A 23,886-nucleotide genomic window follows, 5' to 3' on the forward strand; every position below is an offset into this window, starting at 1 on the left:
AGGAATTGCTTCGCTTTAACTCTCAAAATCGTTCTATTGCAAATGCCCATCCACCAGCACCAGCTGCCGATCAGTGCTTGCGGCAAAATTTGTATCATGGGTGACAACAATAACCGTTCGCTGATAATGATGGGCTATTTCTTTCAGCAGGCTCTGTACATTCTGGCTTGCGGCGCTGTCTAGATTTCCTGTAGGTTCATCAGCCAGAATAACCACCGGTTCATTGGCCAGGGCCCGGGCAATTGCCACTCGCTGACTTTGGCCACCGGAAAGCTGTTTAGGCAACTTATTCATTTGTGAACCCAATCCAAGCTCCTCTAGCAAGCCACTGGCACGCTTGAAAATTTCCTCTGCTGTTAAATACCCTAATCGCTGCATGGGTAACATCACATTTTCAAGAGCAGTAAATTCGGGTAATAAGAAATGAAACTGAAAAATGAATCCTAATTTGCGTAAACGAATACTTGCCAGCTGTTCCTCGGTGTAATGACTGATGTCCTCATTCTCAATCCAGATGCTGCCCATGCTGGGACTATCCAGTAAACCCAGCAAGTAGAGCAAGGATGACTTGCCCGAGCCAGAAGGGCCGGTAATCGCCAGAAATTCTCCGCTCTCAACCTGCAGGCTAACATCGTTCACTAAAGTAATGGGTACCTCTCCTGCCAGTTTCCTTGTTAAATGTTCCACTTTTATAACTGAAGCACTCATATTTCACCTCGCAGAATTTCTATGGGTCTAACCAGCGCGGCTTTTCTAGCCGGCAATAAACTGGCAAACAAAGCCGCAATTAAGGCGAAGCCACCGGCAATAGCAAACTGCTGCCAGCCCCAATCCATCGGCATATGAATTATTTCGGTGCTTCCCGGCGTTTTAAATTCAATTTGCATCATTCCATACATGAGAACACTGCCTAAAGGCAAACCCATCAGGCAACCTAAAACTGCGAGTATAATTCCCTGTGCCAGAAAAATGCGCTGAATGTCTTTCGCATGAAAGCCCATAGATTTTAAGATAGCAATATCTCGATGTTTTTCCATTACCACTGTTGAGATCACATTGTAAATCCCAAAAGCCGCCACAATCAGAACCGCGGAAACTACGGTATACATAATGATGTTTCTAATCATCAGGGTATTGAGTAAATCTTCTGAGGCCTCTTGCCAGGAAACCGATTTATAACCAATATGATGTTCAACCTGAGAGGCTAGCTTAAACGCCTGATAAGGGTCTTTTAGCTTGATGGTGATGGCATTGGCACGGTTTGGTCTGTTCAGCAAAGCCTGCACTCTTTTGAGTCCGGCATAAACCTGGGTATTGTCAAAATCAGCTCGTCCAGTACGAAATATGCCCACGATTTTGAATACTCTCACCTGATTAGTGCTGGCGATAATAGTCAGATTATCGCCCAGGCGGCGTGATAACTTTCTGGCCAGTTCACTGCCGATAATAATGCCATCCTGATTAGCTATCAGATTATCGAGAGAACCTTGCTTCATATAGGAGCCCAGAGTGGTGACCTGCCCAATTTCCTCAGGCAGCATACCATTTAAATTAACCCCGTAATCCTTGCCGGCAAAATTAATAAGTACCTGGCCTTTCAAGGAGGCTGCCGCCAGTATGTTCGGATCGCGGCGAAGATAAGAAATAACACCCTTATAACCCCTGATGCCGCGAATTTCAGTAAGCGGACGCAGATTGCTGATTTCAACAGCCCCTTTAAAATAGCTTTGTGCGGGCTGGATACGCGGATTGCGAAATTCATCAGTAATTGCGATGTGGGCGGTATTGTTAATCAGACGATTAATGAAGTCTCGCTCTGAACCCTGCATGGTCGCTGAAATAGTCAGAAAGAAAGATACGCCCAGTATAATCCCTGATAAAGACACCAGACTTTGCCTTTTTCTCGCCATTAGATATTTGATCGCAATTTTCACCGACAGGCTCATGATTTATCCTGCTCCAAATGAATGCGAACCGAGAGATTTTCCCTGAAATGGCTATCTGGAGCAACCGCAATTAAATCATCAGCGGAAAGGCCGCTTATAATTTCAACCTCATGCTCACCCTTTGCTCCCGTTTTAACGGGCAGCAGCTTAAGGCGGCCATTTTTAACCAGCCAGACTTTATCGTCTATTACCGCACTTGCCGGAACAAGAAGAGCATGCTTGTTTTCATAATAAATGATATTGGTTTCAGCCGTCATGCCAATCTTGAGTGGATTTTTCTTAGTAAAACTGACCCGAACACGATAGCTGCGGGCGATGGGATCCCCCTTGGGAGTGATTTGCTGTACGACTCCATGAAAGACTTCACCGGGGAAAGCATCCGCGCGGATAAGCACCGCCTGACCAGGCTGCACTGCGACAATATCTTCTTCATCGATTTCAGTGGAAACCCTGAGCGGTGCACAACACATCAGCCAGAAAATGGTTTGATTGGCAGGTATCAGTTCGCCAATTTCACCATCGCGGCGAATGATGGTGCCATCGGCCGGAGAAATCAGCTGCAGATAAGCAAGCTTCGCTTCAGCCGCATCCACAGCGGCCTGAGCAGCAAGCCAGCTCGTGCGATCGCTTTCATACTCATTCAGCGATACGTTACCTTTTTTTATCAAAGAAGCACTGCGCTCGAATTTTTTGCGTGCAAACTCTTCGCGTGATTTTAGCTCATCAAGATTATGTTCAAGTTCTTCATTGTCAAGCTGTGCTAAAACCTGCCCTTTCTTAACCACACTGCCCTCATCGACATTTAACGCAATAAGACGCGCGGTTACTCTCGAGGCAATGGGCATCATTACCGATGCTTCTACCGTGCCTGTTCCATAAGCTGCCTTGACTGCAGTACCAAAATAGGGATGTGTGACCGTAATACGCCGGGCCGGCAAAAGAAAATAGCTGGCAGCAATACCCATTGCGATAATCAATAATACAGCCCAGCGTTTTTTCATATCTGCCTAGACTAAGAGCAATTGTTGGTTCTGTATTAAGATCTTAGACAACAGAGTCTGAAAAGGAAAATGATGATACGAGAACGCGGATAAAGTTAATTAAGCTTGTGATTTATTCAGCCACCACTGCCGGGAGTTCAAGTATCTGGGCGATTTTATCCAGTAATTCATTAATGTTAAACGGTTTAGTGAGATAATGAGTTGCCCCGTTTTCCAGAGCCTGCTTTTCCGCTAGTCGATCGCCATGTCCGCTAATGACAATTGAAGACATTCGGTTATTACGCTTTTTCAACTCCTGCAGTAACTCATTACCATCCATGTAAGGTAAAAATAAATCAATAATCAGACATCCCTGCCAGGTTAAGGAAAATTTATCCAGAAAATCCAGTGGACTTCTATATATTTCCACAGGAACATTAAAGAAAGAGTCCAAGAGAAAATGCAAGGCAGAACACACCGCCTCATTATCATCAATGATATAAATTGTCTTGATGGTCATTATATTGCTTCCTTTATCGGGAGAGAAATGGTAACCCAGGCTCCCTTTTCATTATCATTTATTATCAGGGAACCACCGTGCGCTTTAATCAGACTGCGGCAGATTGATAAGCCAAGTCCAGTTCCCTGGGATTTGGTAGTAAAATAGGAAGAAAGGATTTTATTGCGTATATTCTCAGGAATACCAGGGCCATTATCACGAAAATGAATATGCAAGTGCTCACCCTCTCTTACAGTAGAGACAGTAATTAGCGGTTTATTGCCAACGTGTCCTTCAAAAGCCTCGATGCTGTTTCGCCCCAGATTGAGAATAACCTGCATTAATTTAATCCGATCAAGTGGTATCAGGGGTAGACTTTCTGCTAATACTAGCTCCACACGCAATTTGTTCGACCTTTCATAATAAAGAAAGGGAATTGTTTGCCTGATTAGCTCATTAATATCAGTCAACTCTAGGTACATTGTCCCATCGCGCATGAAATCTTTCATGCGATGTAAAATCGTGCCCGCGTGCTCCGATTGATTTGCTATTTGAGTCAGGGGAAATTTCAGACTACTAAATGCCTGATCTTGTTTTATCTTGAGCAGGCAACTTCGGCTATAGGCCTTGATAGCAGTAAGCGGCTGATTAATTTCATGCGCCAATGCTGATATGAGTTCACCCATGATATTGCTGCGCGCCACTCGCTCTAGCTCAGTTTGCCGTTTGTGTACCTCTCTTTCCTGCAATTTGAAGGAAGTAAGATTTTTAATATGCAGATAGAGTTTTTTTCTTTGTGAGTAGACAGGTTCTATTAAAGCTATATAAAGCTCATAGTAAAACACTGTTTCATCGAGATTGGAGTTCTCGATAACTATAACGCTGGGATTTCCAGAGATAGCCTTGCTGCAAGCGGTCATAATTCTGCTTTTTAAGGACGTGCGACGCCCCAGCAGACGAGGCAGACTCATCCCAATAGCAATTTTGGCCGCAAAAACCTGAGAAAAGGTTTCTATAAACGACTTATTAATGGCGATAAAGTTGAAATCACAATCCACTGCGGCTATTGCCTCATTGGCCGTTTGAAACAGGCTATTGATCAGGTTATACGAGCGATTGAGCTCATAGAACCCGGTTTCCAACCTGCGTAAACTGGTCACATCAATCAATGTAATATTGATCAAACTATCTTTTGAGAGTGTAAGCTCTACCTGCACATATTTACGATCAGCATTCGCGTTTAACAAAACTATTTCACAGCTTTGTTTTGTTCTCATGATATCCAATTGCTCAACACTTCTTTGTAAATAACACTTAGTATCTTCACTGACAAAACTAAGAAATGATCGATTTTGCAAGATCAGCGGATCACAATTAAGAAGGTGTGATGCTTTAAAATTAAATTTTTTAATTGAAAAATTGTTATCGACCAATAAATGAATCGATGTATTGAAATTATACAACTCCTTATAGTCGTTTCGCACCGAGCTTAGCAATAAATGAAGTTCGGCAATATGTTCCGCCTGCTCTCTAATTCTTTTTTCTTTAAATTGCAACTCACGTTCCAATTCATTCAGGCGGCTGTCAAGATCTCTCACTGGAGAATCATCCAGCATATACGCTCCCTGTTAAACTTCTAATGTTATTCCACAGCACAAATGAATACATTCAACAGGCAGGTTTGCTGTGAATGGTTATTAGCAATAAAATCTCATTATCTCTATAAATAAAAGCCGACAGCGTTCCTGTTTGTTTACAGAAGTTCTCGAGAGGCAGCTCAAGCTGAGATGTATATTCGGCTCTGATTTTTTCACAGAGATCTCTAAGTTTTTGCAGATCCCATAATCCCTTTAACTTTTGCAGAGTATTACCTGTCAGCTCATCCGAGCTTAATTGGAACATCTGCTCGAATGCGGTATTGATAAATTCAAACTTATCCATTTGATTAATTATAATGGCCGGTTTATTTAGAGACTGCAATAACACTCGATTCACCTGGGAAAGATTGTTAAATTCTTCCGTAAGCTCATTTAACTTATCCTCAGCCTGTTTCTGAGCATGAATATTCAGAAACGTAATCACAACACCATCAACGATATTATTAACGGTTCGATAAGGTATAATTCTGACCACATACCAATTATCACTTTTATCAACTACTTCTATTATTTTGGATTCCAGAGTTCTCAATACCAGCCATGAGTCATCGATTAGATTCTCATAATTCAAATTGGAAACAATATGACTTAATGGTCTTCCTACATCAGAAGTAATTAAATTAATTATTTCAGTCGCTTTGGGTGTGAAACGCTTTATACACAAATCCTTATCCAGAAAGACTGTGGCAATTTCAGTATTATCAAGCAAATTGCGAATATCATTATTTGCGCTGGATAACTGCTCAATGCGGCTTTCCAGTTCAGCATTGACTGTGGTTAATTCCTCATTCAGAGACTGAAGTTCTTCCTTGGATGTTTCAATTTCTTCATTAGTGCTTTGAAGCTCTTCATTGGTAGACTGCAGTTCCTCATTACTTGATTTAAGCTCCTCGTTGGAAGTTTCAAGCTCCTCTATCGTTGTTTGCAAACTTTCTTTGGTGTATTTGAGCTCCTCTTCCAACTGAGTGATCTTTTTATCTATCTCTGCTTTTTTGAGTGCTTTACCATTCAATTCCGTATCAATAAATACTTCCATTTCTTCAAAAATAATTAAGAACAGCTTTCGTTTGAATAGTTCTGCTTCGACCAGTGGGCGTACCTTTAAATTAATATATTTAAGATTGTCGCCATCTTTATACTGCAATCCATTGAAGACAACTTCCCTGTGATGGGTGCTTGACTTGCGAATTGCCAGGGAAACCTTTTGCTTCAACTCAGGGCGTACCATCTCTAAAATCTGCAGACGAGCTTCTCCTGATGCAAACTCCAGAAATTTGCTGGCACGGCCATAGATGTACACAATATTCTCTCTGTCATCAATAATAACACAGGCCGGTGTACAATTTTTTAATAATGTTTGTTGTACCAGGTTGGATAAATTTGGCTCAATGTCTTGCATGGTTTTTTCCGTTGTCTTTGTATCATGAATTTCATGATTGGATGCACCTGAGGGTAAATTTAACATCGAGTGAAAAGAGGAAGCACCTCCTTTTCGTATAAAAATTTTCCATCGCCGGTCCACAATAGTAAATAAATCGGTTGTACTACCTATCGTCTCAGAAGTACCTAGAAATAATAAGCCTCGGGGCTTTAAACTGTAATGAAACAAGGGCAGAATTTTTTTCTGCAGTTGAGCATTCAGATAGATCAGCAAGTTTCTGCAACTTAGCAAATCCAGCTTGGTAAATGGTGGATCCTTCACCAGATTTTGAGTTGCAAAAATAATCATTTTGCGGATATCGATACTAATTTTATATTGATTCCCTTCTCTCACAAAAAAACGATCCTTTTGCTCCTCACTCAATCCAGCCATCAAGTTTTCTGAAAAGATACCGGCTCTGGCAATTTCAATTGCATCCTCATCAATATCAGTTCCAAAAATCTGAACATTAAAATGTTTTTTTAAATGATCCATGCACTCCTGGAGAAGAATAGCAATGGAATATACCTCTTCACCGGTTGAACAGCCCGGCACCCACACCCGAATCCAGTAATCAGCCGATTTTTCTGTCAGCAATTGTGTAATTTCCTTGCGCAGGGCTTCAAAGGCTTCCGGATCACGAAAAAAATGGGTTACATTGATTAGCAATTCTTTTAAGAGAATTTCCAGCTCGCCGGGATGCTGCTGGAGATAATGAATATAAAAACCCAAATTATCAATTTGTAATAAATTGAGGCGCTTTTGTATTCGTCTGAAAATGGTATTAGGCTTGTAAAGCGAAAAATCATGTCCTGTATGCGTATTTAATAACACCAGAATTTGTCTGATCTCATCTGATACGCTATCCGCCAAAGGCAAGGCATTATCATGAAAATGAGCTATATACTGGGCAATAGAAGAAAACATAAGATCCGGGCTAAGCACATAATTTGCAAGCCCGGTACTAATTGCACTTTTAGGCATTCCGTCGTAAAGAGCAGATCTGACTGTCTGTACTATAACCAATCCCTCACACTCTTTTAACGCTCGAAGTCCTACAGTACCATCCGTTCCGGCACCCGATAAAATCACGCAAATAGCATATCTACCCTGATCATTAGCCAAAGCCCGAAGAAAAAAATCAATGGGCAGTCTGATTTCATGATCTTTGACTTCAATCAGATCCAGGGTTTTATTCTTGATAGTTGCATAATAGCCAGGCGGGAGAACATAAACATGATTTGCTTTAACTGGCTCAGACTTTTTAATATTCTCCACTTTGAGTATGGTACTGACTTTCAGCAACTCGGGAAGCATGCTTGAACTATCAGGGCTAAGATGCGTGATTACAACATAGGCCACATCATCGCGAGGCAGAACAGTCGAAAAAAAGCATTTTAATGCCTCCAGACCACCAGCCGATGCACCAATCGCAACGATAAAAAGGGGTGATTCTATTGAAATACTCTGATTTTCTACAGCGGGCACTGAACTATTGTTTTCCTGAATATCATTTTTGTTATTATGCTGACTCATATTTTACTTCTTGATAAATACTACAATCACTAATTAGTTAATTTTTTCATTCAGAATTTTTTTTATAACTTTTACATGCCGTTGTACTTGCTCAGCTTTATTTTTAAAATAGCTGGTGTTCCCCGAGTTTTCACGTGCTGCCTTGTCAGCGATAGTCATGGCAAGCTGCTCTTTTTCTTCCAGGGCGCATAGTGCAGCCCACAAGGCCTCCTCAATACTTTCCTCCATTCCATTTAATAAGCTATCAACACCATAGGCGTGGCCAACCCGGCAACGGTATCTCTCCGGCGAATCATCAATTTTCCACAGTACCCCTCCGCAGTCAGGACAACCATATGGGGAAGGCTGTGCTATTTTTCTTAAATCCGTCGCCTTTTCCCTCGGATTAACTTTGTTTAACTTACACTCTTTCGTAATCAATATGGCATTGGTATTATTGGGTAACTTTTCCAAAGGCCTTTGAACCAGGCCACCCAATACAACGGCTATTTCATTAGCTGGCAAGCAATAATCAATAGAGGCATTTTTCATTGCATTTTCAGGCATGTCAGGATACTCCGCCTCAGAAAGATCCTGGGCAATGGCCACTCCATCCCTTTCTTTGATAATTGCAAGCCCCGTGCTTCCGTCATCGAGCATCCCACTCAGCACCACGCCTATCGTTGCGGGGCCATTATATAGGGCAGCAGAGCAAAATAAAGGGTCAATTGCCGGGCGTGCGTGATTAATTTTTGGTCCTGCATCCAGATGAATTTTGCCATCAACAATTGTCATATGGTAATCAGAGGGCGCCACAAAAATATGACCTGCTTCAAGAGGTTGATTCGGCATGGGTGTAATCACTGGCAGCTTGCTAAAACGGGAGATTAATCCAGGCAACAGGTTACTGCCAGGTTGAATATGTTTTACAACAATGACCGCGGCAGGAAAATCTGCCGGCAGATTGGAAATAAGTCCTTTTAACGCATTCAAGCCGCCCGCTGAGCAGCCAATAACTACCATGTACCCTTTAAACACATTTTCTCCTTAGCCATTTGCACAACAGAGAGAATCAGATCGTATTATACGAATGATTATTATTAACTTGCAGTGTAAACCACTGAGAGAGCAGCGGACAGTCTATACTAAACAAGTGATCTCGAAAACAAGGAGACGGAATTAATGTGGAGAATACTTTTTCCGCTTGTTTTCGCTTTGCACTTCGGAGCCGCTCATGCGGACATCCCCTCCAATCCTTTTGGCCCGAATGTTTATATTTTCGATACCTCTATGAAATCCATCGAGATCAATCGACTGATTCAATTGATTTATGAGGAACAACGCTTCAATGAATTCGGTGTTGAACGCTATGCCCTGTTGTTTATGCCTGGTATTTATGGAGGCGATGAACATATTGATGTGCGCGTTGGCTATTATACTCATGTACTGGGACTCGGCAAATCACCCGATCAAGTGCTTCTTATCGGTGCGGTGCGTACCCAGGATAAATCGCCAATAGATGCTAACCATCCAGAGCAAGGCCCTGGCGCCACTACTAATTTCTGGCGCGGGGCTGAAAATATGGCGATTCTGCCCACCCTGGGTTCCTTGAGTTATCCCGAAACCGTCCCCCATGATCAAAATGTCTGGGCGGCAGCACAGGCGACTTTTCTACGGCGAATTCATATAGTCCAGGGCTCTCTGCGCCTTTTTGATTTAGGTTATTCCAGTGGGGGATTTATCGCTGACTCCCTGATTGACAAGACCGTCTATGCGGGTACCCAAAAACAATGGCTAACACGAAACTCCAGTTTTACCAACTGGGAGGGCGGCCTTCTGAATATGGTTTTTTCAGGGGTTACTGGTCTTATTCCCAGCGGTGAATGGCCTGATCCCGCTTATGTGGTTATTGAGAGATCACCGGTGATCAAAGAAAAACCGTATTTGTTTTACAAGACCGACAGCAATGAGTTTGCACTTAATTTACGGAGTCTGCAAAAAAATTCATCTGGAACAGACTGGGAGGCAGAGGGAAAAATAATTCCCGTGCGTCAATGCTTTATTGCATTTCCAAACGTCACTGCGGCGCAATTAAATGCGGCATTACTTAGTCATGAATGCCTTATACTCACGCCAGGTATTTATCATCTTGAAGATACCGTACACGTTACTCAGGCCAATACGATTATTTTTGGTCTGGGTTTTCCCTCTCTGGTTAATGATACCGGTAAACCTATCCTCGCGGTCGCAGATGTGGACGGCGTACAGCTGGCTGGAATCTTACTGGAGGCAGGCCCTTTATTCTCGACTACGTTATTACAGATAGGCGCAGAAACAAGCGGTTTGTCGCATGCTGATAATCCCATATTCCTTTATGATATATTTTGCCGCATCGGCGGTCTCTCATTTCCCGGTCAGAGTGAAACCTGTATCGAAGTCAACAGCGATGATGTCATAGCCGATAACCTCTGGCTTTGGCGCGCCGATCACGGCCCCAATGTCGGCTGGTTTGTTAACAAGGCCGATACTGGCATTATTGTCGATGGCAATAATGTAATCATGTACAATTTACAGGTCGAACATTTTCAGAAATACCAAACCATCTGGAAGGGTAATAATGCTAAGGTAATCCATTATCAATCCGAACTTCCCAATGATCCCCCCAATCAGGAAGAATGGCGAAATGGATTAAGCGATGGTTTTGCCTCCTACAAGATTGATAACTCCGTTTTATCTCATCAGGCTTTTGGCATTGGGATTTACAGTCATTTTACTGAGTCGGACAATATTTATCTCGAAAATGCCATCGAAGCACCGCCTACTCGGCCGCTTGACCTGCAGTATATGCTCACTTTCTGGCTTGGGGGTCATGAGAATACGGGTATTCGACATATCGTTAATAATCAGGGCAGTGAGGTCAATTCAATCCATCAAAAATCGACCCTCCCGCATTCTCCAGGCGTTCTTGAGCATACTATAAGCATTCCGTAACGAAAGCAAACCCCAGGCTTAGATTTGCACTACAATAAAGATTATTAATTAATCATTTAAAACAACCTATGCCAACCCGACAACCCCAAAAATTTATGCCTAATAACGGACGGCAGCGTTATTTGATTAGTAAAAAATCATTTGATGCCATCCAGGAATATCAACAGCAATTAGCCCAGGGCAAAGCAGAGCCTGGGATTCATATGAGAGCGGCTATTAACTATTTTTTAGCTGAAGGCCAAGAAGAGTACAACCCTGGCAAGGCGTTTTCTCCTGAAGATTTGAAAAAAATTGGCTCACTAAAAATTGAAGACTTTGCCCAACTGATAATGAATACCAGAAAAAACTGGATTTTTGCAGAACGGGTAAAAATTGGTGACAACCAGGCCTGGAATGCAGCTGAGTTTAAAATTTTGAGCACAGTGGGCTCAGTCATTGAAAATGCCACCGTTTATGATAATGGCCGCCATTCAAATAAACAAATCCAGGGAGATGCCCGATACGCAGATAATCCGCACAAAGTGCATTTACTTTGCGTGCCCGGAGCCATTCTCGATGAAAGATCCAATCCAGTCGATGCACCAAGAATTATTGATACCAAAGAGGATGGGACGAAAGTCATTAATCAGGACAAGTACAATGAAGTCTACATGGAACGTTTGGAAATCATGTTTGCCCAAGCCAATGAATTGGGGAAACAGGAAGGGCGCAAAGCCCTGGTTACAATACCAGGCATCGGCAATGGCGTATTTGCAGGCGCGTTTGCCGGAAGAACTATACCCAATCTTCAGGAAGCAATCACCGCCACTTTAAAAGCACATCCAGAATGGGAACATATTGGCTGTGTCTGGCTGGATGGCTGGAAAAGTGATGTGGTTGCCGATGTGAATGTCGGCAATACACTGCTTCGCGTTCGTAACTCCGGAGGAGAAAATGGCGACAAGAAATTGTATAGCGGGCAGCCATTTTCAGATCTGGGACAATTATCAAAAGCAGAAGAATTTGCCGAATCCGCAGCAGAGCATGAACAATTTAAGGGTTATTGCCGCTGCAAAATATTTGCCTGGGATCCATTTTCCTATGAGGGCAATGACTGGGTGAAAGGTGATCGCATAACCGATGAAGGTTGTATCGCGGCTACCGATGCTCATGCCATTATGTCGGGGATTGAAGGAAGCTACAAAACCGTTCCCGGGAATAAGCGTGAGAAGGCCTTCCAACCCGAAGGGTTTGAAACCTGGGATGCCGCGTTTACCGAGAACAATCTCAAGCAATCTATTGCCGATCGCCTTTTTGTCTATAATGATAAGGCGCTGGTTAAAAGTCATGAGGCAAGCAGTAGCTTTGAACAAGACTTATTAAAGAATATTCGACATCACACCCCGGGAAAGCCTTTTCTCAGCCAACATTATGCTAAAGCCGACTGGCCTTATGTAGCACAGTATATTCTGGCAAATGAAAACAGCATCAGAGCCAAAACCAATGCACGAGAAGCCTCTCATATACTCCCGAATATTGTAAAAGAGGCCGCATTTTTTGACCAGAAAGCACTGGCCAGTATCAGTCATAGTTATGCGCATGGAGCTAATGGAGGCAGACATCACTTGTATAATAAGGCAGCCGCTGCTGAAGGGATGATCCTGGTTAAGGCTGAGTTACATGGTTTACGCGGGGATGCTTTAAAACGCGGCATTCTGGATGCCTACAAGGAAAAAATCGCCGCCTGTAATTCTAAAGAAGAGCTCGATGACTTACGCAAGACTTATGATAATTCAGACGACAAGAAAATTATTGAAACTTCTCAAGGTCTTATGACCAGTATCAGAAAGCTTGAAACCTCTTCGCAAAAGGAAATGAATCAAATGTTTGAATCCGCTGAGGAGCGCGTTAAGGAATTTGAATCGGATTATAAACCCAGTGTGGGATAGCACTTGCTATAAATTTTGAAGGGTGTGATAGTTGGTTATCCGAATTAATGAATCGCTTTATGCATTTGCTTATAGATTTTGATGGCACTATTGCCGATTCCGCTCCGATGCTCTTGGAAAAGCTTCGGCAGACGGTTCCTTATCCAATAGAACTGGAAACACTCAGAGGTATGTCCTTTAGAGACATACTCACTCGCATGAACGTCGGCAAACTGCAGTTTTTGTATCTGATCTATTCTATTCGCAGAGATTTCAAGCGAAATTTGCACTCCATAGGACTCGTTGATCAGATGGGGGAGATATTAAAGGACTTATGCGAACAAGGCCATCATTTACATATTGTCTCCTCCAATTCCGCTAAAAATATTCAACACTTTTTAAAGCATCATCAAATTAGCCACTATTTTGAGTCCATTTCCAGTCTGTATACGGTCTTTAATAAAGCCTCTGGTTTAAAAGCTTTGCTTAAAAATAAAAACATGTCTCATTCAGACGTCATCTATATCGGCGATGAGATCCGCGATATTGAGGCCGCCTTGGCCGCTGGCATACGAAGCTGTGCCGTTTGCTGGGGAGTTAACAACGAGGAAGCATTAAAACGCCATCACCCTCATTTTCTTTTGAACCACCCGCGAGAGCTTGCAGCAGTTTTTGCCTGAAGGTTTTTCTAGCAGCTTACATAGGGCGTCTTTCCATCACCCAGTACGCAGGTGAGATCCAGCGACAATATGAAGGATATTGAGAAAAAACTAATCTGGACAACTAAAAAAATATATAGTCTATAATAACTAAGTACAAATTGATTCACTAATACTCAAGGAAGAATTTAAAAGAAGTTTAGTCGTGTAGAACCAGCCTCTGGAGGCTGTTCTGCAATGCAGTTTGTAGTCATGGTGCTTTATATCCAAGTATTACCTGTTAACAGGATTTAACTTGAAATGATGGAGGTGAAACATGTCTAACAAACAATTTTCGGAACGATTGAATCGAGAGCTGGATGCTATTGGCGTTCCCTGTATGTACAAAGAACGCGTCAAAGCTGTCGCGAAGATTTTTAAATTGCCCTCATTCACCGCTCAAGAACTGCTCAACGGCAGCCTGTTCGATATTAAGCTAGTCGATATCGTCGCTGCTGAATTGGAAGTCAATCCACATTGGCTGCTGGGTAAAAGCCCGGTGAAAACCAAAGTACACTAAGAGAGAACATTATGTCCAGCGACGTGTTTATCTGTGCGCCGGTGCGCACAGCAATTGGTACATTTAATGGCAGCCTGAAGAATACACCCGCTCCCGATCTGGGAGCGGTGGTTATTCGGGAAAGCCTGCGGCGTGCCGCATTAGATTCCGATACAATCCAGACCGTGGTTATGGGGCAGGTGGTTCAGGCTGGCGCCGGCATGAATCCGGCACGACAGGCGAGTATTAAAGGCGGCTTGCCTGTTCAGGTTCCGGCTTTTACGGTCAATCGGGTGTGTGGATCTGGCGCTCAGGCTATTGTTTCCGCCTATCTTGAAATCATTAGCGGTAATATTGACTGTGCTGTGGCCGGCGGCATGGAAAATATGGATCTCGGCCCCTACTTATTACCGTCAGCCCGCTGGGGTTACCGGCTCGGTGATGGTAAAGTTCGAGACAGTGTGCTGCTGGATGGCCTGCACGATATTTTCTCAGGTCAGCACTCAGGATGGCATACTGAAGATTTAGCCAGCAAATATCAAATATCACGCGAACAGCAGGATGCCTGGGCTTTACGCTCCCAGCAACGCTTCTCCAGAGCCCAGCAGGCAGGTGATTTCAAAAAGGAAATCGTTCCGGTTGAAATTGGCTCCCGCAAGGGAATCGAATTATTTCAACAGGATGAACATAACCGCGCAGACACTACTTTGGAAATTCTTGCCAAATTAAAGCCGGCGTTTCGTCCTGAAGGCACGATCACAGCGGGTAACGCACCTGGTTTAAATTCAGGCGCGGCGGCCATGATTATCGCTAATGCGAAGACTGTGGAACGCTATCAATTAGAGCCTATGGCAAGAATTGTTGCCTATGGCATTGCTGCCGTTGAGCCAGGGGAGTTTGGCATTGGTCCTGTACCTGCGGTCAAGCAGGCATTGGAACGTTCACGCTGGAAATTAGCCGAAGTGGAACGGGTAGAAATTAATGAAGCCTTTGCCGCTATCAGCGTGACGGTGATGAGCGAACTGGGCCTTGACGAATCCATTGTCAATGTCGATGGCGGCGCCATTGCGCATGGGCATCCAATTGGTGCGACAGGCGCTATCCTGACTACGCGCTTGCTTTATTCAATGGCCAGGGATCATTTGAAAAAGGGCTTGGTCACCTTATGTATTGGGGGAGGCCAGGGTATTGCGCTTGCCCTTGAACTCTAAGATTTATTCGCTGCGTAAAGACATGATGGGTTCAAGCTTAGATGCCCGCCTAGCCGGATAAAAGCCAAAAAAGATACCTGTAGCGACTGAGACGGCGAAGCCCGCCAATGGCGGCAGGCTGTGCAGGATAAAAGTCCAGTCGCTAAAATAGGCGACAACGCGGGTAAATACAAGCCCCAGCAATACGCCCAGGCCACCGCCAAGGAATGAAAGCAAAACCGATTCAACCAGAAACAAATTCTGTATTTCACTGTTTTTCGCCCCTACCGCCTTGCGTATCCCGATTTCTTTTTTGCGCTCACTGACTGAAACCAGCATCACATTCATCACCCCGATTCCGCCTACCAGGAGCGATATACCACCAATAACGGCCAATAACAGGGTAAAAATCTGCCCCTGACTTTCCATGCTGGCAATAATCTGTTTGGCGCTGCGAGTGAATAAAGTCAGGCGTGGAGCCTGCGATTCCACCTGCTGTTTTATCTGACTGATGACCAGGTCAATATCACTCTCAGGCTTTAATAACATCACCGCGTTATTTACCTTGCTATCCTTGCTGATTAAGGAAATACCAGCCACCGGCACAATCACTGAATGATTGACATCTTCGTTGAAGAATCCATTTTCCTGCCATCGCTGCACCACCCCAATAATCGTATACAGCGAATTGCCAATGCGAATTTTTTTACCAATCGGATCGTCAAATGTTATTTCACGGATTTGGCGGGCCAGATCATCGCCAATGACACAGAAATGCTCGAAAGTACTGAGAAATGATACGAAGTAGCCGCGTTCCAGCTTGATATGAATAATATCAGCCAGGCTGTCATCGGCACCAATAATTGCACTTTGTAAGGGGCGTCCATTAAAGCTGACCGGTTGATAGGCCGTGGCATAAGGTGCAATTTTCAGAATGGACGGCACAGTGGATGGCAAGCTGCGCCAGAAGGACAAGGGCAGCTCTGATTGAATAGTAGACTGACCCCGCTCCTTCTGAAACACGGTAGCCGCCAGCAAATCGGTGCCTAATGCCTTAAACTGCTCCAATGCTTTTTCAGTGGCTAGCTGCCCACAGCTGATTAGTGCGACAATGGCAGCCGTACCCACCAGAACTCCCAATACAGCCAGAAAGGAACGCATCTTGGAGGCAGTCAGATTCACCAGAGCCTGTTGAAAATGAGTAAGCCAGTTCATCCAACAATCTCACCATCGGAAAGAACAATACGCCGCTGGCACTGGGCTGCGATATGCTCATCATGGGTTACCATGATAATCGTTCTGCCTTCAGCATGAAGCGCCAGAAACAAATTCATCACTTCCGTTCCTGTTTTGGAATCCAGTGCGCCGGTTGGCTCATCCGCTAAAATAACCTCCGGTTCAGTAACCAAAGCCCTGGCAATGGCGATGCGCTGCTGTTGCCCGCCGGACAGCTGGCCGGGCTTATGATGGGCAAATTTCTCCATACTGACGCGTGCCAGGGCCGCTGTCACCAGCTCCTGTGATTCTGCCGCTGCAACTGCGCGATAACTTAGCGGTAGCGCGACATTCTGTCGGGCGCTGAAACGAGGCAATAAATTAAACTGCTGGAAGACAAACCCTATATTGCGGTTGCGATGAATGGCCAAATCATTTTCTGATAATTCCGCTACCGATTGCTGATTGAGATAATAATCCCCCTCATCCGCTTTATCCAGTAAGCCCATAATGTTCATCAGAGTCGATTTACCAGAACCTGAGGCACCCACCACAGCCAGCAGCTCACCTCGCCTTACTGTAAGCGAGATCGATTTGAGTACGCGGCTGCTAACTCCACCAATGGTATATTGCTTACTCAGATTGTCCATTCGCATTAGAACAGGGCTAGTCATAGACGATAATATCCCCTTCCTTTAAACCAGCAACCACACTCACTTTATCCATTTGGGTCGCCCCGGTCGCTATCGGCTGCTTGCTGATTACCCCATCCGGATTATGCAATTGAACCACGCTTCGGCCATTTTCCCGTGATACCGCGGCAATCGGAATCAGCAATTGTTTTTCTTCATCCACAGCCAGTTCAATGGAAGCGCTCATTCCCACTTTGATCAAAGCCTGTTGTTCTTTGCTTAAATTTTTGACTTCCACAATCGCGCTAAAAGAAGGAAGGGCGCCGCCATTTGCCGTTGCCTGTGCATTGACAGCAACCAATTCGCCATGCAGCACTTCCTGCCCTAATGCCACGCCGGAAACACTGGCTTTCATGCCGGGATGTATTTTATCAATATCGACTTCCGGAACATCAATTTCGACGCTAATGCCGCTCATGTCGCCAATCAAACCAATGGCCTGACCTGATTTGACAGCAGAACCTACCGACAAACGCCCGCTTTTATCATCACCGCTTTTCGGCGGATACAGCAGAATACCGGTGGCCGGCGCCTTTATGCGGATTAAATTGTGATTCGTGCTTAATGCCTGCCTGACTTTATCAAATTCGGCGAGACTTAAACTGGATAAATCGGCTCCGTCATCCATTTTTTCCAGCATTTCACTTAACTTTCGTGTTGACTGCATTAATGTGATACGTGCCGTATCGAGACTGGATTTTTCACTGAGATAGTTATTTTTTGACAGCAATCCCGCATCCCAAAGCTCCTGTGTGCCGGTGAATTTGGCTTTAGCAACGTTATAGCTGTCTTTGGCTTTCAGATAGTCGGTCAGAATGTCATTGTATTGCTTTTGCAGCTCGCTGGAATTTAAAACAATAACGACGTCTCCTTTGTGAACCAATTGGCCATAATGAAAATTCATGGTTTCAATAATGGCGTCCATAGAACTGCTCAGGGTATTTTCCTTCAAAGGCTGAATGGTGCCGGTAAACGCCAGTGTTTTGTTTAAGGGCTCCGATTTTACTACAAACTTTTGCAAGTGCTGAACCGTGGACGAATCCTCTTTGCATCCACTTAGCAAGGACAGAAAAAAACAACAAACTATTAATTTAAAAAATCTCATTCGCCAAACCTGAGTTGAATATTCCATTCCGTTAATGTCGTGCCCAATAAACGCTGCAAAGTAGACAATTGATTCAAGTAAGCGATTTTAGCACTAATTAAACCGGATTGAGCCAGAATAAGTTGATTTTGAGTGTTGCTGACGTCCAGAGCACTGGCAATGCCCGCCTGCAATTTCTTTTTTTCCAAAGCATAGGATTGCGCAGCCAGTTTCACTTGCTTTTCAGCCAGTTTATAGCGTTTTGCCAGACTTTGGATGGTGGTTATTGTATTGGTGATAGTGGTAATCAAAGCCCTTCTGCTCGCTACCAGATTCAAACGATCTTTCTCCAGCTTCACTTTGGCATTAACCAGCTGGCTGCGGCGACTGATGTCATTTAGGGGAACCGTTAAACTCACCCGCGCTGATTGATTAATGTTGCGTCCGTTATAAATGCCGCGAAAACCATTATTGCCATCCACATCGGTCACCATGCCCGACTGAACATTAGCGCCCACATCCAGCTGCCATAACTGCTGATTTTGCGCCACCTTGTAAGCCCGCTCATCCGCCCTGACCTGCATTTGCTGGGCAATATAATTGCTGTTATTTTCCAAAGCCAGACGAATGGATTCCTGTAAGTCAGGAACTATAATTTTATCCACTTTAATATCATTGGGAACCGCTAAACGCATGGCCGGATCCAGACCGATCGCCTGTAGCAAATCCTGGCTGGCATTTTCAAACTCATTAATAGCCTGCTCAACCATTAAATTCAAAGACTCTATTTGATAAGACTGCTGAATATTGGCAGTCGGTTCCAATTGCCCGGCTTTGATTTTCTTTTCATTCATTTCAAAGGTTTTTCGCGCTTCCTCCAATTGATAGCGCTGATTTTCAAGATTATTCCCGCTGACAATCAGACTGCGGTACGCGGTAATCACCTGAGTAATTTGCTCAATAACGGATTGTCGAAGGTTTATTTTATTGAGCTGCTCGGCATCAACAGCGTCCAGCAGGCCCGCTTCATTCACAGCCTTGCCAAAACCCTGCAATAAGGGTTGAGTGACTGAGAAATTCAGAACCGGGCTATAGCTATTGTAATTGGAAACATTATTGTCAATGCCCAGAGACAATTGCGTGCCCAGTTTAGTTTTTAAATCGAGTTCCGGCGATGCCATGAGATTTTTATTTACCGCAGAACCCACGCTTTCATAGCGGCTTTTTTCAATCGATGCGGTACCGGCAAGGGCGTATTGTAATTCAAACTCATTATGGGCCAGACGTAATTGATAGCGCTGAATGATGCGATCCAGCTCCGCACTCTGGATATTGGGATTGTAGCGAAGAGCCAGCAAAATAGCCTCTCGTAAACTGAGATGCTGTACTTTTTTGTTTTTGGCATCGGGAGAGAGCGGCAACTCAATCCAGTGATCGAGCATGTATTCGGGATTATTAATGGCCTGCTCGAGCCTTGCTTTCGCCTCATTCACCTGTAAGGCTTCCTGATTGGGATTGGCTGTCCAGCGATATAAAGAAACGTCATCAATCGGGCTTTGAGGCGGGGTAGCTTCTGCGTGGCAAGAACTCCAGAGCAAAAGGGCCAGTAATAACCTGACAGACAATACTTGCCAAACCTTCAACATTGATCCTCTTAGCCTGATTCATGTTTAAAATTAAACCATATTCCCGAATGATTTACTAGCAATACAGAAAAAAGAGCTGAATCACCCCTCATTGGCTATTCGCCTTGCATGCCTCACTGCCATTAAGTTAAGCTCAAATGTATATTAAGCTGTCTTCCCCGCGAAGGCGGGGATCCATCTCTGAGCGAGCCATAATGCCAATTGAGGAATGGATTCCCGCCTTCGCGGGAATGACCAAATTCCTTAACTTAATGGCAGTGATCCAAGGTCAAAGCATGAAGGCTTCACTTGCCGTTGGCATGTTCTATGAACAAACGTTTTAAAGGGGTAACCTGATTGCAAAACTTCAGGCCAAATTCCCGTAATAAACGAAATGGCGGCAAAGGATTGGCAAAACCACTTTTTAGCGCCTGCATCAGCAAAATAGTCTGCCAGACGCTGGCTTTGCGCGCCCGCTGATATTCGGCAAGCATTGTCTTACTGAATTCCTTTTTCCCGCTTCGGTCAACAATAGCTATCCATTCAGCGATATCCTGTAATCCCACATTCAAGCCAAGTCCTGCTAATGGATGAATCGTGTGAGCAGCATCACCAGTCAGCATCCAATGCGCGCCTGCGTATTGTTTGACGTGGCGCATATGCAAGGGAAATTGAAATCGCTGGCTAATAACTTCCACTTTTCCTAGCTTGTTCTGAAAGGCAGCCGTTAACTGCTGATTAAATTCAGCTTCTGGCAATTCTTTCAGTTGCCGGGCTCTTGCAGGAGTCGTTGACCAGACAATAGAACACTGCTGAGACGTATTGAGCGGCAAAAACGCCAGAGGACCGTCGCTATTAAAAATCTGATAGGCTGTTTTCTGATGCGACAGCTCGGTTTGTACACTGGCAACCAATGCATGCTGATGATAGGACCAATTGTGAATGTCTACGTTTAAGAGTTTGCGGCAGGGTGATTCAGCGCCATCGGCAACGATTAACAATTGGCTTTCCCAGCTTTTCGCTTTACTGTGAATTAAAATCTTTTCTGGTGAAGGTTCAAAGGCGATGATTTCAGTGACTGGGTTGCATTGCACATTGGGTAATTGTTGCAATGCCTTAAGCAGCGCATTTTTGATTACCGCCTCTTCGATAATAGTTCCTAACTTATCGGCACCCACCAGTCGAGAGTTAAAGTCAATGGCCGCCCCTTTGGCCTCCCAGACATGCATGGCTTCATAAGGAGAGTGCCGGGATTGCTGAATGTCGCTCCAGACACCGAGTACCCTGAATAACTGCTCAGATGCCTGATTAACCGCGTAGACCCTCAGATCAGGCGCCTCAGAGGCCTTTAATTCTCTGGCATCAAGCAAAGCCACCCGATATTGGCGCCTGGCCATTGCCAAAGCGGCGGTCAATCCGACAACGCCGCCTCCGGCAACCAATACATCAACCGATTCTGTCATTATTTTTCTCGTGATTTAAAGCAATCCCACAGGCCAAATCAGGAACCTGACCTGAAAAGCCTCGCGCATGATAAGTGAGTAATTTTTGCAGGATAGGGGAGTTATCCATTGCCAGTAACCCTATGCGTCGGGCCAGACCAACTCCTGGCAACCCACTGGTGAACAACTCAACCAGGCCATCAGTGAACCAGCTTATCGCATTCTGATCATAGCGGCGCATCGATTGATAAGCTGCAAGCATGGGGGGATTAAGGCCCTTTTCGATAATTAACTGTGCTAAAGTCGCTACATCCCGCAATCCCAGATTAAAGCCTTGGCCTGCCACAGGATGCAAGGTATGCGCAGCATTACCAACAAAAACTACCGGCCACTGGATTTGTAACGGCATAATGGCCTGCTGCAGCGGGAATAAATGACGTTTGCCCGCCTTGATGAAACGGCCAAGCTTATAACCAAATGTTTTTTGCAGGCGCAAAAGAAACGCCTTGTCATCGAGCGCCATGAGCTCCTGCCCTGCGGCTGGCGGCATAGCCCAAATCAGAGACGAGCGCTGCCCGCTCATTGGCAGCATGGCCATTGGGCCGGTAGCAGTAAAACGCTCATAGGCGCAATGGGCATGCGATCGCGCCAGGCCAATATTCGCGGCCACAGCAACCTGGTGGTAGTCTTTGACCTCTGCTGGCAGATTTAAAAGCCGCCTTACAGACGAATTTATTCCATCGGCTGCCACCAGCAAGCTGGCTTTAATCACTCGAGTTTGCTCGCCCTGCTGAATTCGAGCTATCTGCTCTTCCTTATCCCAGTCAATCAGCCTGGCAGGTGCAAGAATGCTTTGCTTGTCGAGCATGGCGTGTAATGCCTGATTAATGTGCTGCATTTCAATCACAGAACCAAGCGACTCCTCACTGTTTTTTAAAAGTCGTGTACCACCAAAATGCGACTGCTCGGACACATAAATAGCCTCTATCGCGGTGGCATACTCCTGCAGGCGCGGCCAGACCTGAAGCATTTGCAGGATACGGATGCTGGCTGGCGATAAGGCCAGCGTTCGCGCATCAAACTCGGGACTAATTCTGTCAGAAAAGCACTGGGCTTCAATCAGAAGACAACGATATCCCGAATTGGCCAAAGCCAGCAATAAAGCGGCGCCGGCCAGACCGCCGCCAACGATTAGAATGTCAGTCTCTTGTTCAGCTTTGCATGAGGCGTTCAATATCATCTACCTCAACCGGTAATGCGGCCGTCAGATTTTCATGGCCTGTGGCGGTCACTAAAATATCGTCCTCAATTCTGACGCCGATATTCCACCATTTCTCATCCACACCGGGCATGCCAGCGCTTATGTAAATTCCAGGCTCAACCGTTAATACCATGCCTGGTTCCAGCAAACGCCAGTCATTATTGATTTTGTATGCACCGCAGTCGTGAACGTCAAGACCTAGCCAATGTCCGGAGTTATGCATGTAGAAAGGCTTATAAGCTTCAGCTTTAATCAATATGTCGACATCGCCCGCCAGTAATCCCAGTTCAACCAGACCGGTCGTTAAGATTCTAACCATAATCTGCTGAACTTCCACCCAGGGCAATCCTGGTCGAATGCAAGCCACGCCAGCTTTCTGTGCTTTTAATACCAGTTCGTAAACCGCTCGCTGTTCTAAAGAAAAATGACCGCTGACAGGGAATGTTCTTGTGATATCGGCCGCATAGTTCTGGTATTCGCCGCCGGCATCAATTAAAACCAGTTCGCCCTGCTTAAGCGGTTGATTGTTATCGTTATAATGAAGGATACAAGTATTTTCTCCGCAGCCCACGATGGGATCGTAGGCGACACTGCGACATCCCTGGCTGATAAATTCCTGCATTAACTCCGCTTCCAGCTCATACTCATAAGCAAACTGCCGGCATTTTTGCATGGCTTTTTTATGAGCTGCTACCGAAATGTCAGCCGCTCGGCGCATCAGGCTGATTTCTGCCTCGCTTTTGAACAAGCGAAGTTCACTGATCAGCGAGTCCACATCAATAATGGCCTCAGGCGCAGCGATGCCTCGTCTGATTTGCTTCTTCAGGCGATCAATCACCTCTAGAATAATTTCATCATAATGCCGGTTTCGCCCTAGAGTATAATAGACCGCCGTTTGACCCAGCAGTAACTCCGGCAGACGCTGCTCTAAATCCTCAATGGCAAATGCCTGTTTCACCCCTAAAACCCTGCCAGCCTCTTCCTGCCCCAGACGTTTGCCGGTCCATTGTTCCATAGCAGCGTTGCGCGGGCGGTTGAATAACAGCGTATCGCCTTCATTGCCTGCCATAATGACCAGAAGGGCTTGTGGCTCCTGAAAGCCGGTCAGATAATAAAAATGGCTGTCCTGCCGAAAACGGTAGTGACTATCACCATTTCGCAATAATTCATCGGCAGCCGGGATAATAGCCAGGCTATTGGCCGGTAATGCCTGCGCAAGGCGACAGCGTCTTTGCTGATATTCTTGTTGGCTTATCATGCGTCT

The 23,886-nt window shown here is 45.0% G+C and carries 19 protein-coding genes; 5 read left to right on the plus strand and 14 right to left on the minus strand.

From position 1 onward, the window contains the following. Positions 1–33: 33 nt before the first annotated feature. The 7 genes from B1207_RS03930 to B1207_RS03960 all read right to left on the minus strand — a co-directional run bounded on the left by B1207_RS03930 (position 34) and on the right by B1207_RS03960 (position 9,056). Positions 34–708, minus strand: coding sequence for an ABC transporter ATP-binding protein (locus B1207_RS03930; RefSeq protein WP_112218702.1), 675 nt, complete (start codon positions 706–708; stop codon positions 34–36). Beyond that, positions 705–1,946: an ABC transporter permease gene (locus B1207_RS03935; RefSeq protein WP_112218703.1), complete on the minus strand. Its 1,242-nt coding sequence runs from the start codon at positions 1,944–1,946 to the stop codon at positions 705–707. The genes B1207_RS03930 and B1207_RS03935 overlap by 4 nt, the downstream gene beginning before the upstream one ends. Further along, entirely contained in the window at positions 1,943–2,947 is a 1,005-nt protein-coding gene (locus B1207_RS03940) for an efflux RND transporter periplasmic adaptor subunit (RefSeq protein WP_112218704.1), read from the minus strand. Before B1207_RS03940 ends, B1207_RS03935 begins: the two co-directional genes overlap by 4 nt. Before the next feature lie 112 nt (positions 2,948–3,059). Further along, positions 3,060–3,446, minus strand: coding sequence for a response regulator transcription factor (locus B1207_RS03945; RefSeq protein WP_112218705.1), 387 nt, complete (start codon positions 3,444–3,446; stop codon positions 3,060–3,062). After that, positions 3,446–5,041, minus strand: a complete 1,596-nt coding sequence (locus B1207_RS03950) for a PAS domain-containing sensor histidine kinase (protein WP_112218706.1) — start codon at positions 5,039–5,041, stop codon at positions 3,446–3,448. Before B1207_RS03950 ends, B1207_RS03945 begins: the two co-directional genes overlap by 1 nt. Positions 5,042–5,093: 52 nt before the next feature. Further along, on the minus strand, positions 5,094–8,039 hold the full coding sequence (locus B1207_RS03955) for a CheR family methyltransferase (protein WP_112218707.1): 2,946 nt from the start codon (positions 8,037–8,039) through the stop codon (positions 5,094–5,096). 33 nt (positions 8,040–8,072) lie between these two features. Next, on the minus strand, positions 8,073–9,056 hold the full coding sequence (locus B1207_RS03960; RefSeq protein WP_146740009.1) for a chemotaxis protein CheB: 984 nt from the start codon (positions 9,054–9,056) through the stop codon (positions 8,073–8,075). A gap of 144 nt (positions 9,057–9,200) precedes the next feature. On the opposite strand from B1207_RS03960, the gene B1207_RS03965 reads away from it, so the two are divergent. From B1207_RS03965 to B1207_RS03985, 5 genes are all read left to right on the plus strand, one after another. Then, a complete protein-coding gene (locus B1207_RS03965) occupies positions 9,201–11,009 on the plus strand; it encodes a coagulation factor 5/8 type domain-containing protein (RefSeq protein WP_112218709.1) in 1,809 nt (602 codons plus the stop codon). Between the two features lie 68 nt (positions 11,010–11,077). Next, positions 11,078–12,937, plus strand: a complete 1,860-nt coding sequence (locus B1207_RS03970) for a hypothetical protein (RefSeq protein WP_112218710.1) — start codon at positions 11,078–11,080, stop codon at positions 12,935–12,937. 59 nt (positions 12,938–12,996) lie between these two features. Then, the gene (locus tag B1207_RS03975; RefSeq protein ID WP_172458116.1) at positions 12,997–13,596 is read left to right on the plus strand and encodes an HAD family hydrolase; all 600 of its coding nucleotides are present in this window, start codon (positions 12,997–12,999) and stop codon (positions 13,594–13,596) included. A 295-nt stretch (positions 13,597–13,891) separates the two neighbouring features. Then, the gene (locus B1207_RS03980; protein ID WP_058507009.1) at positions 13,892–14,134 is read left to right on the plus strand and encodes a hypothetical protein; all 243 of its coding nucleotides are present in this window, start codon (positions 13,892–13,894) and stop codon (positions 14,132–14,134) included. Positions 14,135–14,145: 11 nt separating this feature from the next. After that, on the plus strand, positions 14,146–15,324 hold the full coding sequence (locus B1207_RS03985; protein WP_112218712.1) for a thiolase family protein: 1,179 nt from the start codon (positions 14,146–14,148) through the stop codon (positions 15,322–15,324). Positions 15,325–15,327: 3 nt separating this feature from the next. Here B1207_RS03985 and B1207_RS03990 read toward each other — a convergent pair whose 3' ends face one another. The 7 genes from B1207_RS03990 to pepP form a co-directional block, all read right to left on the minus strand. Next, positions 15,328–16,518, minus strand: a complete 1,191-nt coding sequence (locus B1207_RS03990) for an ABC transporter permease (RefSeq protein ID WP_112218713.1) — start codon at positions 16,516–16,518, stop codon at positions 15,328–15,330. Beyond that, positions 16,515–17,192 carry an ABC transporter ATP-binding protein gene (locus B1207_RS03995; protein ID WP_112218714.1) on the minus strand — a complete coding sequence of 226 codons (678 nt, stop codon included), beginning with the start codon at positions 17,190–17,192 and terminating at the stop codon, positions 16,515–16,517. Before B1207_RS03995 ends, B1207_RS03990 begins: the two co-directional genes overlap by 4 nt. Next, a complete protein-coding gene (locus B1207_RS04000) occupies positions 17,185–18,315 on the minus strand; it encodes an efflux RND transporter periplasmic adaptor subunit (RefSeq protein ID WP_112218715.1) in 1,131 nt (376 codons plus the stop codon). The genes B1207_RS03995 and B1207_RS04000 overlap by 8 nt, the downstream gene beginning before the upstream one ends. After that, on the minus strand, positions 18,312–19,940 hold the full coding sequence (locus tag B1207_RS04005) for a TolC family protein (RefSeq protein WP_112218716.1): 1,629 nt from the start codon (positions 19,938–19,940) through the stop codon (positions 18,312–18,314). Before B1207_RS04005 ends, B1207_RS04000 begins: the two co-directional genes overlap by 4 nt. Before the next feature lie 284 nt (positions 19,941–20,224). Continuing rightward, on the minus strand, positions 20,225–21,382 hold the full coding sequence (locus B1207_RS04015) for an FAD-dependent oxidoreductase (protein ID WP_112218718.1): 1,158 nt from the start codon (positions 21,380–21,382) through the stop codon (positions 20,225–20,227). Further along, positions 21,366–22,595, minus strand: coding sequence for an FAD-dependent monooxygenase (locus tag B1207_RS04020; protein WP_253255779.1), 1,230 nt, complete (start codon positions 22,593–22,595; stop codon positions 21,366–21,368). The genes B1207_RS04015 and B1207_RS04020 overlap by 17 nt, the downstream gene beginning before the upstream one ends. Continuing rightward, a complete protein-coding gene (pepP, locus tag B1207_RS04025) occupies positions 22,573–23,880 on the minus strand; it encodes a Xaa-Pro aminopeptidase (protein WP_112218720.1) in 1,308 nt (435 codons plus the stop codon). The genes B1207_RS04020 and pepP overlap by 23 nt, the downstream gene beginning before the upstream one ends. Positions 23,881–23,886: the final 6 nt, after the last annotated feature.

Origin of the sequence: Legionella quinlivanii (genome assembly GCF_003265995.1) — a bacterium.
Classification (GTDB): Bacteria; Pseudomonadota; Gammaproteobacteria; order Legionellales; family Legionellaceae; genus Legionella_C; species Legionella_C quinlivanii_A.